Consider the following 17,834-nt stretch of genomic DNA (forward strand, 5'->3'; position numbering starts at 1 on the left):
AGCGGTTTCGGCAACGACCTCGACAACAACATCACAGGCAACGACGGCCACAACCGTCTGAGCGGCGGTGCCGGCGACGATGTCATGACGGGCAACGGCGGCAACGACACCCTGCTCGGCGGCAGCGGAGCCGACACCATGCGCGGGGGCACCGGTAACGACACCTACCTCATCGACAATGCCGGGGATCGCGCCATCGAACAGCCGGGCGAGGGCTTCGATACGATCCGCTCGACCGTCAGTCACACGATGGAAACCAATACGGAGAAGATGGTTCTCAGTGGAACCTCGGAGCTCGTTGCCAACGGCAATGCCGGCAACAACGAGATCTTCGGCAACGCCGGCGACACCCGGATCTACGGCGGCGACGGCCGTGACCTCCTCTACGGCCGCGGCGGTGCCGACACCTTCGTGTTCAAGGACGTCACCGACAGCGACGTCGGCATCGGCGGACGCGACATCGTCAAGGACTTCGATTTCGCCGCGGGCGACCGCATCGACCTCAGCGCGATCGATGCGAATTTCGGGCTCGCCGGTGACCAGGGCTTCCAGTTCGTCGGAACCCAGGCGTTCTCGGGCGAGGCCGGCGAGTTGCGGATGAAGTTCGGCGGCGGCAACACCCTCCTGCAGGGTGATACCAACGGCGACGGAGCGGCCGATTTCGCCGTCCTCCTCCAGGGCCACCATGTCCTCGACAGCGGGTCGTTCATCGTCTGACGCTATTCAACGTCATGAAGGGGGCGCCGTTAGGCGGCCCCTTCTTTCTGGAAGTAAAAGATTAGATTTGATTGTGACGGCGGGCAAATGCTTCTGCAGTATCTGTAAGCTGAACAACCGATTGCGCCTACAAAATTATTTCGACCTTTGACGAGTAGCGTGAGTCAACCCGGTCGTAAGAGCGACCATCAGTGATGGAACAACCATGCCGCCGCTTCCGCCAAATGAGGGCGAGCGCCTCGCGGCACTGCGCGATCTGCGCATCCTCGATTCGGCGCCTGAGGCCCACTTCGATGCCGTGTGTAGCACGGCCGCTGCGTTGTTTAACGTGCCTGTCGCACTCATCACGCTCATCGACAGCGAGCGACAATGGTTCAAGGCCAAGTGTGGGATCGCTGGCGATGGAACGTCACGTGAAATTTCGTTCTGTACCTATGCCATTCTATCAGACGACGTTCTCGTTGTAGAAAATGCAACAATGGACCCACGTTTTGCCCACAGCCCCTTGGTCATGGGTAAGAATGCCATCCGCTTCTACGCCGGCGCTCCCCTTGTTCTTCGATCAGGCATTCGACTTGGCACATTGTGCCTCGTCGACACCAAGCCGCGAAGGTTTTCCAAGTTGCAGGGAACCCAACTTGAAAGCCTCGCTCAGATTGTCGTCGCTCACATCGAACTTCATCACGCGCGAATCGCCGCCGAGGCCACGTTGGACGAGCGTATACGATCGGAGATGCTGATAAGAGCGAGTGAAGAGCGCTATCGGACTGCCCATGAGAAACTCGAGCAGACAGCCGATCTTCTCCGGCTTGCCCAGGAAGCCGCCGGAGCAGGAATTTGGCAGTGGAGCTTCGATGAAGATGTAGTGCAGAACTCTCCTGAGAGTGCCCTCATGCTTGGGTTCCATGGCAAGTCGAGCTCAACACACTGGATCGACATCAGCATCGCGGAATGGGCCGCACGGGTACACCCGGAGGATCTTCCCCTCGTCCAGGCAGCGCACACAGCGGCACTTCGTGACGGGACGACCTACAAGGTCGAATATCGGGTTAGGCGCCCCGATGGCAGCGCCGGGTACCGCTGGCTCATGAGCTTTGGTCGCATCATTCGCCATGAGGTAACGGGCAAGGCGCTGCGCATCGTCGGTCTCGATCTCGATGTCACTGAACGACGCACGACCCAGGACGCTCTCATTCAAAGCGAGAAGCGCCTACGCATGAGCAAGGAGCGTCTTGCCCTCGCCCTCGACAGTGGCAGCGATGGCTTATGGGACTGGAACGTCACCACGGGGCAGGTTTGGTACTCTGACCGCTGGTACACCATGTTTGGCTATGAGCCAGGAGAGCTCGAAGCGCACATCGACACATCCCTCGGGCTCACCCACCCAGACGACCTGAAGCAGACACTGGCACTTATCGCAGAGCATTTCGAGGGGCGGAGCGCCGCGTACGCCTCCGAGCGTCGTATACGAACCAAGTCAGGTGACTACACATGGGTTCTGTCACGGGGCAGAGTGGTCTCGCGGGACGAGCAAGGCGTCCCGCTGCGCATGGTAGGCACGAATATCGACATCTCTGAGCGTAAAGCGTCTGAGCACCACATCTCCTACATGGCTCGCCACGATGCGCTCACGGGCCTGCCCAACCGAACTGTTTTTTACGAGCACTTGGAGCAAAGGCTGGTCGACGTTCGCCGCAGCAGAGGCCAGGCCGCACTGCTGTGCCTTGGCCTCGATCGGTTCAAGTCCATCAACGATACGCTCGGCCACCCTGCGGGGGACCAACTGCTTTGCGAGATCGCCACGCGCTTGAGCGCAAACATTTGCGACGGCGATGTCGTGGCACGGCTTGGCGGCGACGAGTTCGCTCTTATTATCTCGCATGTAGACCACGTGCACCACGTCAGCTCTCTCGCACAGAGTTTGATCGATGCGGTAGGCCAACCGCTCGACCTTGGCGGGGTCCTTGTGACTGTCGGCATCAGCATCGGGATCGCGCTGGCCCCTGCAGATGGCGACATGCCAGAGATCCTGTTCAAGAACGCGGATCTCGCGCTTCATCGCGCCAAGGCGGCAGCGCGCACCAGCTATCGTTTCTACGAAGCCGGTATGGATGCGGCAATCGAGACCCGTATGCAGCTTGAGTTGGAGATGCGTGAGGCCATCCTATGCGGCAGTTTTGCCATGCATTATCAGCCCGTGCTGCGTCTGTCTGACCACAGGATCGTCGGTTTCGAGGCGCTGATGCGTTGGCCTCACCCAACACGTGGAATGATTGCACCCGGCGCGTTCATTCCGTTAGCCGAGGAGACCGGTCTCATCGTGTCGCTCGGTTCCTGGGCGCTCCATGAGGCATGCCGAGAAGCCGCGTCCTGGCCCGGTCATCTACGGATTGCCGTCAACGTTTCCGCCGTTCAGTTTCAGCAGCCAGGGCTTGAAGACAATGTCATATCCGCTCTGACGACCTCAGGTCTCCCGCCTTATCGTCTCGTCCTGGAAATCACCGAGAGCGTCCTCGTCCAAGACGCAGAGGCGGTGATCGCCTGCCTGCGTCGTTTGAAACGCCTCGGCGTTCGCATTGCGCTCGACGACTTTGGTACCGGCTACTCGTCGCTCAGCTATCTGCGCCGCTTCCCGTTCGACAGTATCAAGATCGACCGATCCTTCGTCAACGAGATCGACGACCCGGCTGCCGCGGCGATTGTCCGGGCCGTCGTGGGGATCGCGTCGCAATTTGGAGCAACGGTGACCGCGGAAGGCGTCGAGACCCGTCATCAGCTTGAGCAGGTCGGTTTAGACGGCTGTACTGACATACAAGGTTATCTGGTCAGTCGACCACTACCAGCCGATGAAGCAACAGATTTGTTAGAAGAAGTATCGTTAGATGTCTTCGTATCGAATTTCCAGAAACGTATCGGGCTGACACAAGCATAAATTACAACATATAATTTCGGAACATACCTATGAGCCGCTCGCGTTCCACGGGGCGCCCGGAGATATGAAAAGGATTTATAGCATTCATTCGATATCTGGCGTGGTGAAACTTGCTGTGACCTCCTTACGGAAGTCATATGGCTACCGTTGATCAACACTTTATCGGTATATTCAGCGGAAGCGGATGAACGACAGAGCCTTATAAATAGTCATGCTTGCCGGCCTGGTGAATGGACTTGATAAGGTGCTCGCGCTTGTTTGGGTCAAAGACGCGCACGAAAGCCTCAATAAAATCAAGGCAATTTTGGCGCATTGCCAAATCAACTCTCCGCTCGTCACAGCTGACATCCTGCGTGTCGCGCAGGCCTGGCACGGAAAGACACAGTGTCTCTGCAGTCCAGGATTTCAGTCGAGCGCTCTACGATCTCGAGACTTTGACCTTTGCAACAGGGACGCTCGAGCCTCCTGTGAGCAACGGATCGGCTTCACCGATACGCAGCTTACGACCCCTATCGCCTCCATAATAACAACCTAAAATTGAATAATAATTTCCCCTGTCCTAACCCGTGCGGTAGTAAATTTCCACCGGTATCGCTTTTATAATTTTCTGGGCTTATCGTACTCTCAGGTTGCATGGAAGCGGATCTGTGGGGCACGAGTGGGTACAATCATATCTCGCGAGGCCCAGGTTTCGCAGGTCCTGCTGCAGCAGGCGCTCGACGCGTCCGACGTGATCGGGCGATGGGACTACGATGTTCCGAATGATCGCGTTTATGCTGACGCCCTGGTGGCGCTCGTGTTCAATCTTGACCCCGCTGAAGCAGCGGCCGGCACTTCGCTCAATGCCTTTCGCGCCGGCGTTCATCCGGACGATCGTGAGCGCTTTACCCGCGAGATCAAGCAAAGCACGGAGACAGGCCTGTGCTGCACGTTTGAGTACCGGGTTTGCTCGGCTGACGGTGTCGTCCGCTGGGTCCTCGATCGGGGGCGTATTGCTCTAGACAAGGCAGGACGACCTCAGCGTGGAAGCGGCGTGTTGATCGATATCACTCAATCGCGTCTTGGCAACCAAGATGAGAGTTCTCATCTGACGTGTCAGGCCCAGCACCCGTTAGAACGCGCTGCCGAGCATTGCCTTGCTGCCAGAAAAGCCATCCATGAGCTTCCTGAACCCCTCCTCCATAGGATGAGCGATATGCTATTATTGGAGGTTGGGCGGGCCCTCGCGAAGCTGTCGGATCGCAGGCGATACAGCGAGATGAACTAGAAGCCCATTTAAGTAATACGCTCAACGACAGGTTGTGAGGCTGATTCATTGGGCTGCTGGCCAATGTGCTTCGCTTCTCGGATGGGAATCAGGGCAGGCCACTGCCGCCAGGGCGCATGGAGCACTTCGGCCACAATACGGTGTGGGAGGCGCTCTATCTCTCTGCCATCCTATTGCGGTGACGCATACGGAGGATTCACCTTTGCGGTGAGGTATGCGTGTCTGAGGGGATGGCTCAGACTGTCTGTGTTCTCCTTGACGAAGCCGCCCGGGCGCGGCGGACGAGCATCATCGGCGACCGCTGGCGTCCGTTCAAGCACATCCAGCGTGCCCGGATCGTGCTGTTCTCTGCCGAGCGCCTGTCGGTGGTGGAAGCGGCGCGGCGGGCCGCCGCCAGCCGCCCGGCGGTCTGGCGCTGGCAGCAGCACTTTGCCGAGGAAGGCGTCGAGGGCCTACTGCATGACAAGACCCGCCCGGCAAGGAACCGCTGTCGGCGCGCACCGTCGCCGTGGTATTGGCCCTGACCTGCTCCGAGCCACCGGGCGAGGTCACGCATTGGGCAGGTCGCGCCGTAGCCGAATAGGTCGGCATCTCGCTGCGGTCCGTGCAACGCATCTGGGAGGCCCACCGCCTACAACCACACCGCGTGCGCACCTTCAGGCGCTCGAACGATGCCGCCTTCGCCGAAAAGGTCGAGGACATCGTCGGCCTCTACATGGACCCGCCACATCACGCGGTCGTGCTCTCCATCGACGAGAAGTCCCAGATCCAGGCGCTGGAGCGCACATGACCCGCCCCGCCGCTCGGCTCAGGGCGCCCCACCGCCCAGACCCACGGTTACACCCGCCACGGCACCACCACACTGCTTGCCGCGCTCGACGTCCTGGAAGGAACCGTGCTCGGCCGCTGCATGCAGCGCCATCGCAACGGTGAGTTCATCCGCTTCCTGAACACCGTCGAGGCCGCCGTCCCGGCTGGCAAGACGGTTCATGCCATCCTCAACAACTATGCGGCCCACAAGCACCCGAAGGTCCGCGCCTGGCTCGCGCGCCATCCGCGCTGGACCTTTCACTTTACCCCGACCTCAGCCTCCTGGCTCAATGCCGTCGAGGGCTTCTTCTCCGCCCTTTCGCGCCGCCGGCTGCGGCGCGGCACCTTCACCGGCATCGTCGATCTGCAAGCCGCCATCAAACGCTACATCGCCGCGCACAACCAGCGGGCAAGGCCCTTCCAATGGACAAAACCCGCCGACGCCATCCTCAGCGCTCTCAAACGCCTCCCTGCACCATCTGTCTGAGTCAGCGCACTAGACAACGATGCCAAGGTATGCGGCAACTGCCTTGAAGTGCTTGATTGTGTTTAAGAAGCGTTCGACGAGGTAGCGGTTGCACATGGGGCGGACGTTGGCCAACGCGCCCTGTTTCGCCAGACGGTCTCGCCGTTCGTCGCTGTCGTAGGCCCGGTCGCCGAGGAGGGTCTGACCCGGACCGAGCGCGCCGAGCATATCGTCCGAGGAGCGGCCGTCATGAGTTTGACCCTTGGTCAGTTTGAGTGCGATGGGGCGGCCCACGGCATCGACCGGGACATGGATCGTGGTGGTCAGGCCGCTGCGCGAGCAACCCATACGACGGGATCGGGGGCGATGCGGCGCACACTTTTAACGGGCGAGAACACGAGCAGCCTCCTTTGTCGTGTCGACGGCCCATGAGACCTCGTTGATAGATTCCGAGATCGCCAGCACGCTCCGTGAAATGTCTCGAACGGCTTCGGCCGCCCCTTGCATGCTCCGTGACATCTCACGCGTTACAACGCTCTGCTCCTCAACCGCAGCGGCTGTGCTGACCACGTAGTCGCGCATGGTCTCGACCGATCCCTGGATCGTTCCAAGCGTCCCGGCGACCTGTTCCGACGCTGTTTGTACGCTGTCGATCTCGCTGGAAATTTGGCTCGTGGCACGGGCCGCCTGAGCGGCGAGGTTCTTGACTTCCTGCGCGACCACCGCAAAACCGCGTCCAGCTTCGCCAGCCCTCGCCGCCTCAATGCTCGCGTTAAGGGCCAGCAGATTGATCTGACTGGCGATAGCATGGATCAGGGCCACGATGCCGCTCATCGCCGTGGCGGCTGCCGTGAGCTTCTGGGTGACCGCACCCGCTGCCTCCACCTGCGCATGTGCATCGTCCGTTGCGATCCGTGCCTTGCTCATGCTGTGTGAGATTTCGTCGACGGAGGCGGCCAGTTCTTCGGAGGCGGCAGCCATGGTCTGTACGTTGTTGGCTGTAATTCCCGCAGCCTCCGTGGCGGACCTCGACTCCTGCGAGGAGATCGAAATGGCCCCGTCGATCTCTGCAAAATTCTGTTCGATCAGGCGCTTGAGGTTAGCCAGCAAAACGACTTGCGCCGTAATGTCGATGGCGAACTTCACCACCTTGTAGGGCCGGCCGCTCGCATCAAAGATGGGATTATAGGAAGCTTCAATCCAAACCACGCGACCGTCCTTGCCGATGCGGTTGAACTGCCCCTTCTGGTACTCGCCCTGGCGCAGCTTGCCCCAGAACGCCGCATAACCAGGACTGTCGCCGAAAGCTGGATCGACGAATATCCTGTGATGCTGACCGACGATTTCGGGGAGCGTGTAACCAACAACCGACAGGAAGTTTTGATTGGCCTCGATAATGGTCCCATCTAGATTGAAGGCGATGACTGCTTGCGCCTTCTGGATAGCCTCGATCTGCCCTTTGCAATCCGCATCGAGTTGCTTCTGATGCGTAATGTCGGCCGAGAATTTGATGATCTTGTAGGGCTTGCCCCGACGGTCGAAAATCGGGTTGTAGGACGCCTCGATCCAGACCTCGCGGCCATCCTTACCGATGCGCTTGAATTGCCCGGCCTGGAACTCGCCGGCCCGCAGCTTCTCCCAAAACTCACTGTATGCGCGACTATCCCGCACGGCCGGCTCGACAAACCCTCGGTGGTGCTGTCCAACGACCTCCCCTGCGCTGAAACCGAGCACGGAAAGGAAATTCTCGTTGGCGCGAACCACCGTTCCATAAAGATCGAATTCGATCACCCCCTGGGACCGTTCAAGCGCCGCTATCTTGGCACAATCTTCCGTCCTCGGATGAAGGGGGCGACTGAAAAGCATTCTCAAATACTTTCGGGATTTCTTGCGTGACGCCGGCGCGTCGCGCCCACAACCTACGATCCAGCTCTGACTGAATACTCGAACAACAGATCACCACCATCACGCCGCACCCGTTAACAATGGCTTTAATTCCTTCCATAACTCAACTGAGATGCGATTTTTTGGTCCTTCGTGTGGATTGGCCCGCGACCATGAGCCTATGAGGGATGCCAACCACGAGCAGCACCCAGGCCTTGGATCATCCGCTGCCAGTCAACTTCGAGGCTCCGCCCAAGCCCGCCATCATGCCCACCATAAGGCGGATCGAGGCTGAAGCGGCGCTGCTGGTGCTGTGCGAAGCCGACACCTCCTTACAATCAGCCGTTCTCCCACGGGCTGCCGGCTCGATGTCGGCGGCGGTTGATCAACCGCTCCGATCCAGTCCTGAACGGTCTCGGCAACGCACTCCGGCCCGTTGTCCGAGGGGATATAACCGGGCAACCCCGCGGAGGCTGAACAGGTCCGAAGGCACGTCGATCACGTACAGCGCCTCAAGCTTACGAGCGATCCGGATCGCGGTCGGCGGCACCGGCTTGATGACCGTCCATTCTACATCCGTCAGATCATATCAAGCCATTGGCAACTCCTTCCAAGGAGAAAAAGATCCGAGCAGGTTCGTCCCGATCCAAAAATCGTCATGGTTTCACGGCCTAGCGTGTGTCCACACTACTCGCATGGTCGCCCGCGAGGGAAGAAATCGCCTAAAGGTTGAGCCGCGGACAAAAATGAGGCGAGTTTTAACCTGTATGCAATGATCTTGATCGAATGTTGTAAGGGAAAGCAACGAGCGAACTCGTGCTACATTCGCGCCATTAGAGCTAGCGTGCCCCTGCTTCCGAAAACTGAGAAAGGCTATCCGGCCGTTGATACTCATTTCCGGAGGCCAAAACAGGTGGGACATGAACACGATGGGTATTCTGCTCGCTCCAAACAGCAGGTTAGGCAACTTGCGTTAACAGATGACTGGGAATGAATTTTATATTTTTCTAGCAATCATCTTTCGCTCCGCCTTTGATCGGGAAAATGTTTAGAATTGTACAAATAATATGATTGTCTCGCGGAGGTGAATGATGATTGATAAACTCAAGGATAAGTGGGGAACTACTTTCGAGTCCGGGGCCATTTTTCTGACCGAACATACGATGGTACCTGTGCTCGTCTGTAGCCGCAGTGAGTTGAGCGTGCGACTGGTTCTGCTGGACGCAGACGTAGTTCCAGATATATTTTTATTGAAGCTTCCGAGTTTGAAAACCTTGCGGGTTTGCAAGACTGCTTTGCGAACGTCCGAAGTCATTGAGGCTTGGTACGACGGCGAAATATAGAAACGGCGTCAAATTTCGACAGTTAGCGACACAAAGTCAAAAGCGCGACGAATAGGCTGCAGTATGCTTCGAACGTTCGGCATTGACCGCTAGCGGACACATCATCGTGCCGAATTGGGCATCCCTTCCACTTACGTTGATTGCGTATCGTGCGATTGTATCGTACGCCGGTTATGAACGGTGATATTTCACGAATTGGGAATGGCCTCAAATTTTCGTCATATCAATGACTTAAGAGGCAGAAAAATATTGCTATTGCACCAGAGCTGCACCATTGCAGCGTGTCCCGTCTACGGAGACATCGGCGGTCCCAATCTGGATCCCCAATGTCGCCAGCAGTGCGTCGAGGATGGCATCGATGCTAGGCGCGGCTAACATAAGCACCGAGCCGATCAGTTGCTGCAGGTTGAGAATACCACCTAATGGGAGACCATTCACATCGAGATACAGACTCGAAAAAAGTGAGCGAGATAAAGACGACGTCAGCTTGTCCGAGGAGACGGTTTTTATTCGTCCGGATGTGATGTCTGCATCGCCAAAATTAACACTGCGGGTGGTCTGTCCCAATTCAAATTTTGAGGAAGCTCGCACCTCGAGGAGCGGGGCGCGCAGGATGACCGCTGGCGTTAGTGGAGGACGTGGTCCTTCAGGATCGAGATACGATAAGGGCGTCTCTCCAAGGGAAAGGTAGGCAGCGCCTGTTGTCACGTCCAACGTGACCGACCTCTGATCCTGCGAGTTCCAGGGGCATGTGAGCTTTGCCAGTTTCGCTGTCGCGCGCCCGACTTCCACATAAATTGGAACTTTCAATTCTCCAAGCCCAAGAGGAGCCGCGAGGGAGACCTCTACGAGAGCACGAACCTGCGATGTCGAGAGCGTGGTGCCGGGTAGAACAAAGCCTGACGTACGCCGAGCCTCGCCAACTCGAAACGTAACCTTAGACTTAAGCAAGCCCGGTATGTTAACACCCAAGTCGGCGCTTATTTGGTTCGTCCCATTGGCGAGAACCGCCCCCGCACTCAGCATGCCAAGCGCCCCGACAGTCAGTGGCGAGCCAGGAGATGTTAGGGGTTGTTGTGCCAGGTCTCCGACTGATAGCAGGTTTCCGAGCTTCACGCGCTCGGTTCCGCCTTTCCCTGCGGCAAGACGACTCAGAATTTGTGCGGCCTCGAACCCGCCGGGTGTCGCACGAGCGGTATCGGCTAAAGCGAGAGCCAACTCGCCGACGGTGACCGAACCGTCTAGTACATCTTTGTAGGTTGCGGCCTGAATATGGCCCCGAGTGGCTGCGTTCTTCAGGAAAGTGAGCGCATCGATCTTTAGACCGGCTAGGGCATGGTAATCGAGAACGGACAAGGATACGGACGTTCCTAAAATGCTTGACAGGAGGGCGTTGCCGATTCCCCCATCTAGGGCGGCGGCGCGAGAGCCAATGCTGAAGGCAGCGAGTTCGGCCCGTATAGCCGTTGCGCTTGCCGTCATCTCCATGGATCCAGGCCCGCCGATCAGGTGAGAGAAGCTGGTGATGATCGACGAATTGGCCGTAACCCGGGTCGCATTCGGGGAGGCCCCCCCCTCCGAGAACCGGGCCTCGGGACTGATGCTGCGGTCTGCCGTGTACGTCCCAGGCGTCACCGTAAGTTTTGACGGAACGCTGAAGCCATTGTCGATCATGGCGAGGGTGGCAGCACCGACCTTATCTTTGGCGCCCGTAGCGGCCAGGGCAGCTAAGTCCACGGCGGACTGAAGCTTACGCTTGTGGTTGAAGGCAACGCCGAAATCGATGCCGAGACCGCAAAAGCCAAGCAGCGCGAAAATCGCGAGGCCAACGAGGGGAGCAATCGCACCGCTGCGGTCAGATCGTAATGCCTTTAGCATGGTCCGCTTCACAGACCTCCCCGGCGAATACTAGCTGTCCTCATCAATGTTGTTGGCAAGGGGACGAACGTTGGTACGATCTTGAGTAGGTTCGCACTCATGTCGTAGCGGAGGGTGACCGTGAAGAGATCGGGATTTCCCGCATCCGCCCCGACATTCACCGTCAGTGAATCGGGATCGATCAAGGGATTGTCGGAGATTCTACGCTTGATGGTCGCTAATGCTACAGCGGACCGCTCGCTGACATCCATGCCCGCTACAGACGCTCGTGCAGATTGGGAGGCGGCTTCCTGTAGGCTATGAGCGATTCCCAGGAACCACCCAAAACCAACGATTCCAAACAGCAAAACCATGAGGATCGGTACGAGGAGAGCGAACTCGACGGCCGCGGCTCCTTCCTCGGCGACTTGAAAACGTCTCAGTGAGAAACGACTGTTCCTAGCCATTTTTCCTCAATCTTCGAGAGAGCGACCAATCCTGAGGATGGGGCTTCAGGCGATAAGGTCACCGAGAGCGCCCGCTGGGAGCGACAGACAGCGCGGTTGCACTTATCAACTTACATGAGAAATATGCCGCTACAAGCTACGGCCGATCAAAAAGATTCGCGATTTTGAGGAGCCACAGTGCGGCGTGGGGTATTTGACGGCGCACTCAAATATGAATTATTTTTATGGAAAATAATTACCTTTTTATAAACTATGCTTGTGCTGGAACCCATGTTTTATTTGTCTGATTTTATGAGCGTCATATTTAATAAATGAATATAAAATACTTCTCTAATAATATAATATTCTATTTTTGGCATAATTGTCAGCTTCAATAATCATAAGCTTGCTTAGATAAATGTATTTGCAGGGTTAAGGCCGTAATTTTGAAGTAAGCATTATTAGATGAGGTGGGGCGAGTGAGAGGCTTGGTGGGTATTTTATGCTGGTTCTCGTGAGGGCGACGGCATGGTGGTGACCATGGGTAGTCGAAGAGCCAGAATCGGGAAAATTACAGGCACGGGCGGTCGGCGGCCCAACGAGGAATGCGGTCGGATGCGGGTGTCGATGATCTGCCAGATCTCCCTCACGATCTGCGCATTCTTCAGCGAGCAGACGATGTCTCGGCGTAGGCTTTCGTCCGTCAGCTTGCCGTTGGCCCCCCCCCCCATTCTCCCATGCTGAGCCTGGGACGAGGTGCTGGATCTGTAAGCCGGTTTTGGCGAACAATTTTCGTCAGGCCTTCGCGATCCTCCTTCGGCGTGGTCCTTCGGTTATCCGATCATCCCGCCGGAAGTATCGACGAAAGACTGCCGCGGAACGGGACATTGGCTCAGCCCCAGCAGATCGCCGCCTGACGCACTGTCGGAATGACGACCGCGGCCGTCACCGGAGGCGTACCCGGAAACTCTTCAAGATGCGGGCTGACCGCTTGCCGTCGCGCCAAGCGGACATCAACATCGTTCATTCGGAGGCAGTAGCAGGTCGATCTGCTCACTTGCGCAGTGGGCGACGTAGCCCTCTCACATCGGGCCTGTCGTCGAGCCTATGAGCCCCGTGCCGAGGCTGCCTATTCGGCCAACTTGACGAAGTTCGCCACGACACCCGACACTTCAGCGCCTCTTCGAGCCGTCGCCGTAAGGCGAATTCGGTAACGTGCGCCGTCCAGTCCGTCGATCGTTCTCTCGCTCGTCTGTCTTTCGACCATCACTCTATAGGCTTCATCCGGCAACCACACCAACGAGAACGGAGCCGAGAAATTACTCAACAAACGTCCATGATCGCTTGGCACTATGTTGAATATATCCGCGGCGGCCCGTGTGAAAAGGCGAATCCGTAAGCTTTTGTCGAGGAATACACTTGCGAGCTCAGTGCTCTCAAACAGAGCCTCATGATCGTCGCTCATCTGATCCATGAGGTCAATTTTCAAGTTCAGTTCTGTATTGACCGTGTGAAGCTCTTCGTTAATTGACTGGACTTCTTCCTTGGAAGCCTCCAACTCCTCGTTTGCCGATTGTGCTTCTTCGTTGACAGAATGCATTTCTTCGTTTGACGATTTCAGCTCTTCAAGAGAGGTCTCATACTCTTCAACGATCGCCAGCATACGCTCGCGCGCATCAGTCAGTTCACGCTCCAGCCGAGCGATTTCCTCGCTCTGCTCGCCATTCATCTGCGCGCGCCGGAGGGTCGGATCGATGGGGGACGCCGCATCGTCGAAAACAACGAGAAACAGTGGCTCCGCTTCGGCTGTCATCGCAAGCGGCTTGACGATCAGAGATAGCTTTCGGATACGACCATCCGGCATGGTATATTCAAGATCATCTCGAACTGCCAACCGGTTCCCCTCGATGGCCTCACTGAGGACCATGCGAAGTTCCAGGCGCAGTCCGCGACGAGCCATCGCGGCTAAATCCTGCGTCGGTTGGCCTGAGGCGATCTCCAGATAGTCACCGATCCGAGGGGAGTAATGCACGGCTTCGCCTGAGCGCGTCACAACCGCATGCGGTGGACTGAACGTGATGAGTATCTCTGCCTCTACCACCTGCCGCAGCGTCGCGTGCGTCGTCCCGCTTCGGCGCCGGCCTTCACCAGCCGCAAGGATACCAGTCCTGTCAGGGTCGAGCATGGACGGCAAACGCACCGGTCGGATCGTGTTACGGGCCTGAAAAATTCGGTGCTTCTTCTCAACGGTGGCGAATAGATTTTCGAAGCGCGTGACGTTTTCAGCCATGCCGATGAACAGATACCCGGATGGGCGCAAGGCATAGTGAAGGATAGGTAGAACCTGCTCCTGGGCGGCAAGGCCGAGGTAGATCAGCAGGTTACGGCAGGAGACGAGGTCGAGGCGCGAGAACGGTGGATCGCGCAGCACGCTGTGGGGCGAGAATGTGCACATGTCCCGCAGCTTCTTACTGATGACGACGCTCTCCGCCTCCGAGACGAAATGGCGAGCAATACGCTCTGGCGAGACGGCATCGAGGTAGGCCCGCGGGTAGCGGCCAAATCGGGCGACGGTAAGCGAGCGTTCGTCGATATCGGTGGCGAAAATCTGGATACGTGGTGGGTTGGGCAACGTATCGGCGTGCTCACGCAAGAGTATGGCGATGGAATAGACCTCTTCGCCGGTCGAGCAGGCGGGCACCCAGACCCGTACCGTATCGTCGGGGCCACGTCCCTCGAATAGCAGAGGGATCACCAGGGCGGAGAGCGCGTCGAAAGCGGCAGCGTCGCGGAAGAACTTCGTCACGCCAATGAGCAGGTCCCGGAAAAGGGCGGCGACCTCCGCAGAGTTTGCGCGCAGCAGTTCGAGGTAGGCCTGTGGCCCGGCCGAGCCGCTGACGCTGATGCGCCGGGACAGGCGGCGGAGAAACGTGCTGGGTTTGTAGCCCGCGAAATCATGCCCAACCTGTCGGCGCAGGATGGCGTAGATGTCTGCGAGCAAATCCTCGGAAACAGTGGCATCCGCCGAATCGCCGTTGTCGAAACCGCTTAGTGAAGGCTCCCGGTCACCGAGATAACTTTCAGCAATCCGGGCGCCCATTTCGCTGGCCCGTAATCCGAAATCGATGTAGCCGGTCCGCATCGCGCTGAAAGGCATGTCCGGCGTTTCGGGGCCGTCTTCGTCTCCGACCTGAGCTAGAGTGAGGCCTCCGTGCTCCCGGATCGCTTTGACTCCGATTGCGCCGTCGCCATCACCGCCCGACAGAATGACGCCCACCACCCGCTCCCCCTGGTCGAGCGCGAGTTTGGTAAAAAAGATATCGACTGGTTTCGTCTCGCGGGTTCCAGGAGGGAGTGGCGTCGTGATGAGCCGAGCGTCTTGGATGCCGAGAGTGACGCCGGGGGGCATGACGTAAACGTGACGAGGCTGAACCAACACGCCGTCGATAATGTTCTCGACCTTCAAAGCCGTGAATCGCGCCAAGACTTCGGTCAGCAGGCTTTCACGCTCGGGGTTGAGGTGCGTCACGACGATTACAGCCGCATCGAGGCTCTGCGGAAACCCATTGAAAAAGGCTCTCATAGCCTCGATGCCGCCAGCGGATGCTCCAATACCGATGATCGGGAACCGATCCTGTGTGGTCATCGCCTATCCTAACCCCGCTACGTGTCGCCTCAAGGGACACAAAGGGCTTGGCGGATCAACCCCACGAAATCGAGGATGTTGATGACGTTCCTGCCAACTAAGCCAAACTAATTTTGCCGTTCGATTTCCCTTTTCACGAAATCCAGGCAACGCTCGCGAGCGTCGGTATCTTTCAGTTTGACAAAATTTCGAAGCATCTCCGTTGTCTGGGCGAGATTTTTTAACTCGGAAGCATTCAATGAGCCAATGGACGGCGAGGGTTGCGTCTTCGAAAAGAAAGTGGTGAGCGGTACGTCAAGTGTCTGGGCGATACGGGCCAGTATTTGAGTGGCGTGACGATCCATTGGATCTTCATCAAAATCCTGAGCCATCCCATTTTTCCGTTCCGCGATGATCAATGCAGGATCATTTGGGCCGCCTTCGGTCCAACCGCCGCAGCGATGCGTCCCCCCACATCATGTAACATGCTGCCTAGCAAGGCCTGTGTCTGAACATCATCCTCATCTATGGCGAGTTCGTAAGCCTGGATCAGGCAGCGGACGAGCTTCTCCGACGGGGGCTGGTTGGTGTGATGATCACACGGCTCAATCTCAGGCCGGTTTATCATTGCGCGCGTCTGCTCTTGCGATCTCTGTACGATTTCACGCGACGCCAGGATTGTCCGCCGCGCCTCCTCGGCCGCTGCGCGCAACGCCCGAGCCGTCTCGAGGGCGCGATCTCCTGTATTGGCATCACTCATTTTTCGTCCCGACCGAAATTTTTAGCGAACCTTCCAGTGTCTACGAAGCGACCTAGACACCTTCGTAGACTGCGCTGAGAAAAAGCATGACGCAAATTAATTCCCGGCGAGTGCCGTGGTTTGCGCTCATGTGGTAGCCGAGGTGGGACGCTTGTGCACTGACTCAGAGCCCGTCCGATAAGAGGCTGAGGCAGGGTTGAGTGGCCGGGATGGCGGTGATTTAAAGAGGGTGCTGAAACCTGACTTGGATCTGCCATGTGGACTCCGACCACCCGGCGGCAGCATAACCTTTTGAAGTCCGAAGCAGACTGAGAGCAGTTGGTTCTGCTCGCGGACAGTCCACGCACCGGCAAGCCCGAAGCCCTTGCGCAGCCATAGCATTGCCTCGAAACCTTGGATCGTGCGCCGCGCCGTGTTGAACGAGCGGAAGCCGCCGACCCGCGGCATCGACCGCTTCACCCGGAAGTGGTCGCTCTCGATCCCCTGCTGAGGTGCTTGGTCACGTAATGGACCGGCGTCCGAGGCAGTAGACCCGCCTTCCGGCTCTCGGCGATGGCCGGTGGGTACGGGCCGGCGCCATCCGTGCCGATGCGGACCGATCCGCAGTGCGGCTTGCGGAACTGTCGCAGTCGCTTCTCGATCAGGGGAGCGTAGGACAAGACCCAGCGGTTCAGGGTGGAGTGGTCCACCTCAAGCCCGCGCTCCGGAAAGATCTCCTCGATGTCGCGGTAGCTGAGCGGGTAGCGCAGGTACCAGGAGACGGCCTGCACGATGAGCGACGCCTCGAAGTGCCGGCCCTTGAAGTCGGCCTTGGAGCGCTGCCTCAGCTTCACAGCGATGGCGTGAAGGATCATGGCCGGCTCCAGGGCGGAGGCGACAAGCTGGTCAGGTATGCTTAACGACCCGTAAGAGGCAGCAGATTCGTGTTTGCGACAGGCCCAGGGAAACGCGCTCCGACTCGCGCGCCCTAAAAGACCCATTTTCGAGAGCGGGGGAGGGGGCGGCATTCGGTTTTGGGAGAGGACGACCCGGGCCGATTAGGCAGGCTCATCGCTCGGCCAGCCTCGTAGCCAGCACCTAGAACTGTTGCGTTGGATGGTACATTCCAATTGACGTCCTGTTGCATTGAGTGATACGTTGTATCAACGAATGCAACACAGACGGCACGATGATCCGCAGCTTCCACGACCGGATGACGGAGGCGGTGTTCCAGGGCCGCTGCCCGAGAGGATTCCCGGCCGACCTCTTCAAGGTTGCTCGTCGCAAGCTTCGCGCCCTCCACAACGCCGTTGACCTGAAAGACCTCAAGGCGCCGCCGTCGAACCGGCTCCACGCCCTGATCGGAGATAGAGCCGGTCAGCTCGCCATTTCCGTCAGCGACCAATTTCGCATCGTCTTCGTCTGGACCGATGCAGGACCGGAACGGGTCGAGCTCACCGACTACCACTTAGCTAAGGAGGGCTCTGTCATGTCCGACACGATCAGCATCACGACCCTTCGCCAGACCTTCGAGGCCGAGGAGGACGTCGTGCGCTTGGCGCCGCTCCACCCTGGGGAAGTCCTACGGGAGGAGTTCATGGTTCCGCTCAAGCTGAGCGCGGGGTCGGTCGCGAAGGCGCTCGGCCTCCCTCGCTCGCGCATCGAGCGCATCGTGAAGGAGGAAATCGGCATCAGCACCGATACTGCACTCCGGTTGGCCCGGTACTTCGGCACTTCGCACCAGTTCT

General features: G+C 58.2%; 9 protein-coding genes and 6 pseudogenes. 6 read left to right on the forward strand and 9 right to left on the reverse strand.

All coding sequences use genetic code 11. The annotated features are described in order from the left end of the window. The 4 genes and pseudogenes from ASF34_RS11515 to ASF34_RS22255 form a co-directional block, all read left to right on the forward strand. Positions 1 to 717 (forward strand): annotated as a pseudogene (locus tag ASF34_RS11515) (calcium-binding protein); the annotation flags it as partial. Between the two features lie 205 nt (positions 718 to 922). Then, positions 923 to 3,649 (forward strand): sensor domain-containing phosphodiesterase, encoded by a 2,727-nt coding sequence (locus ASF34_RS11520; protein ID WP_056161203.1) that lies wholly within the window; start codon positions 923 to 925, stop codon positions 3,647 to 3,649. Positions 3,650 to 4,307: 658 nt separating this feature from the next. Then, positions 4,308 to 4,916, forward strand: coding sequence for a PAS domain-containing protein (locus ASF34_RS11525; protein WP_051439860.1), 609 nt, complete (start codon positions 4,308 to 4,310; stop codon positions 4,914 to 4,916). 230 nt (positions 4,917 to 5,146) lie between these two features. Continuing rightward, positions 5,147 to 6,213: pseudogene (locus ASF34_RS22255) on the forward strand (IS630 family transposase). Between the two features lie 33 nt (positions 6,214 to 6,246). Here the strand turns inward: ASF34_RS22255 and ASF34_RS11540 are convergent. The 9 genes and pseudogenes from ASF34_RS11540 to ASF34_RS11570 form a co-directional block, all read right to left on the reverse strand. After that, positions 6,247 to 6,540 (reverse strand): annotated as a pseudogene (locus ASF34_RS11540) (transposase); the annotation flags it as partial. Positions 6,541 to 6,573: 33 nt separating this feature from the next. Then, entirely contained in the window at positions 6,574 to 8,058 is a 1,485-nt protein-coding gene (locus tag ASF34_RS11545; protein ID WP_056161207.1) for a methyl-accepting chemotaxis protein, read from the reverse strand. A 359-nt stretch (positions 8,059 to 8,417) separates the two neighbouring features. Then, positions 8,418 to 8,614: pseudogene (locus tag ASF34_RS22770) on the reverse strand (IS3 family transposase); the annotation flags it as partial. Between the two features lie 1,057 nt (positions 8,615 to 9,671). Beyond that, a complete protein-coding gene (locus ASF34_RS22260) occupies positions 9,672 to 11,297 on the reverse strand; it encodes a pilus assembly protein TadG-related protein (protein WP_082494148.1) in 1,626 nt (541 codons plus the stop codon). Positions 11,298 to 11,305: 8 nt separating this feature from the next. Next, complete coding sequence (locus tag ASF34_RS11555) at positions 11,306 to 11,743, reverse strand: TadE/TadG family type IV pilus assembly protein (protein ID WP_056161208.1); 438 nt, start codon at positions 11,741 to 11,743, stop codon at positions 11,306 to 11,308. Between the two features lie 1,108 nt (positions 11,744 to 12,851). Continuing rightward, positions 12,852 to 15,368 carry a CheR family methyltransferase gene (locus tag ASF34_RS11560; protein WP_018044635.1) on the reverse strand — a complete coding sequence of 839 codons (2,517 nt, stop codon included), beginning with the start codon at positions 15,366 to 15,368 and terminating at the stop codon, positions 12,852 to 12,854. A 107-nt stretch (positions 15,369 to 15,475) separates the two neighbouring features. After that, positions 15,476 to 15,739 carry a hypothetical protein gene (locus tag ASF34_RS22775; RefSeq protein ID WP_156465700.1) on the reverse strand — a complete coding sequence of 88 codons (264 nt, stop codon included), beginning with the start codon at positions 15,737 to 15,739 and terminating at the stop codon, positions 15,476 to 15,478. 23 nt (positions 15,740 to 15,762) lie between these two features. Next, positions 15,763 to 16,107, reverse strand: a complete 345-nt coding sequence (locus ASF34_RS11565; protein ID WP_018044634.1) for a hypothetical protein — start codon at positions 16,105 to 16,107, stop codon at positions 15,763 to 15,765. 294 nt (positions 16,108 to 16,401) lie between these two features. Further along, positions 16,402 to 16,961, reverse strand: a pseudogene (locus tag ASF34_RS11570) (IS6 family transposase); the annotation flags it as partial. 338 nt (positions 16,962 to 17,299) lie between these two features. Between ASF34_RS11570 and ASF34_RS23445 the strand changes: the two are divergent. Together ASF34_RS23445 and ASF34_RS23450 are read left to right on the forward strand one after the other, a co-directional pair. Further along, positions 17,300 to 17,464: pseudogene (locus ASF34_RS23445) on the forward strand (type II toxin-antitoxin system RelE/ParE family toxin); the annotation flags it as partial. A gap of 111 nt (positions 17,465 to 17,575) precedes the next feature. After that, positions 17,576 to 17,834 (forward strand): HigA family addiction module antitoxin (locus tag ASF34_RS23450; protein WP_244478972.1); only part of this gene is annotated, 259 nt, incomplete at its 3' end.

Source organism: Methylobacterium sp. Leaf106, from assembly GCF_001422895.1.
Taxonomy (GTDB): domain Bacteria; phylum Pseudomonadota; class Alphaproteobacteria; order Rhizobiales; family Beijerinckiaceae; genus Methylobacterium; species Methylobacterium bullatum.

Bases quoted from the DNA above. Each gene is read 5' to 3' on its own strand.
- ASF34_RS11560 (WP_018044635.1), bottom strand. From the start codon at position 15,368: ATGACCACACAGGATCGGTTCCCGATCATCGGTATTGGAGCATCCGCT.
- ASF34_RS11520 (WP_056161203.1), top strand. From the start codon at position 923: ATGCCGCCGCTTCCGCCAAATGAGGGCGAGCGCCTCGCGGCACTGCGC.
- ASF34_RS22260 (WP_082494148.1), bottom strand. From the start codon at position 11,297: ATGCTAAAGGCATTACGATCTGACCGCAGCGGTGCGATTGCTCCCCTC.
- ASF34_RS22775 (WP_156465700.1), bottom strand. From the start codon at position 15,739: ATGGCTCAGGATTTTGATGAAGATCCAATGGATCGTCACGCCACTCAA.
- ASF34_RS11545 (WP_056161207.1), bottom strand. From the start codon at position 8,058: ATGCTTTTCAGTCGCCCCCTTCATCCGAGGACGGAAGATTGTGCCAAG.
- ASF34_RS11555 (WP_056161208.1), bottom strand. From the start codon at position 11,743: ATGGCTAGGAACAGTCGTTTCTCACTGAGACGTTTTCAAGTCGCCGAG.
- ASF34_RS11565 (WP_018044634.1), bottom strand. From the start codon at position 16,107: ATGAGTGATGCCAATACAGGAGATCGCGCCCTCGAGACGGCTCGGGCG.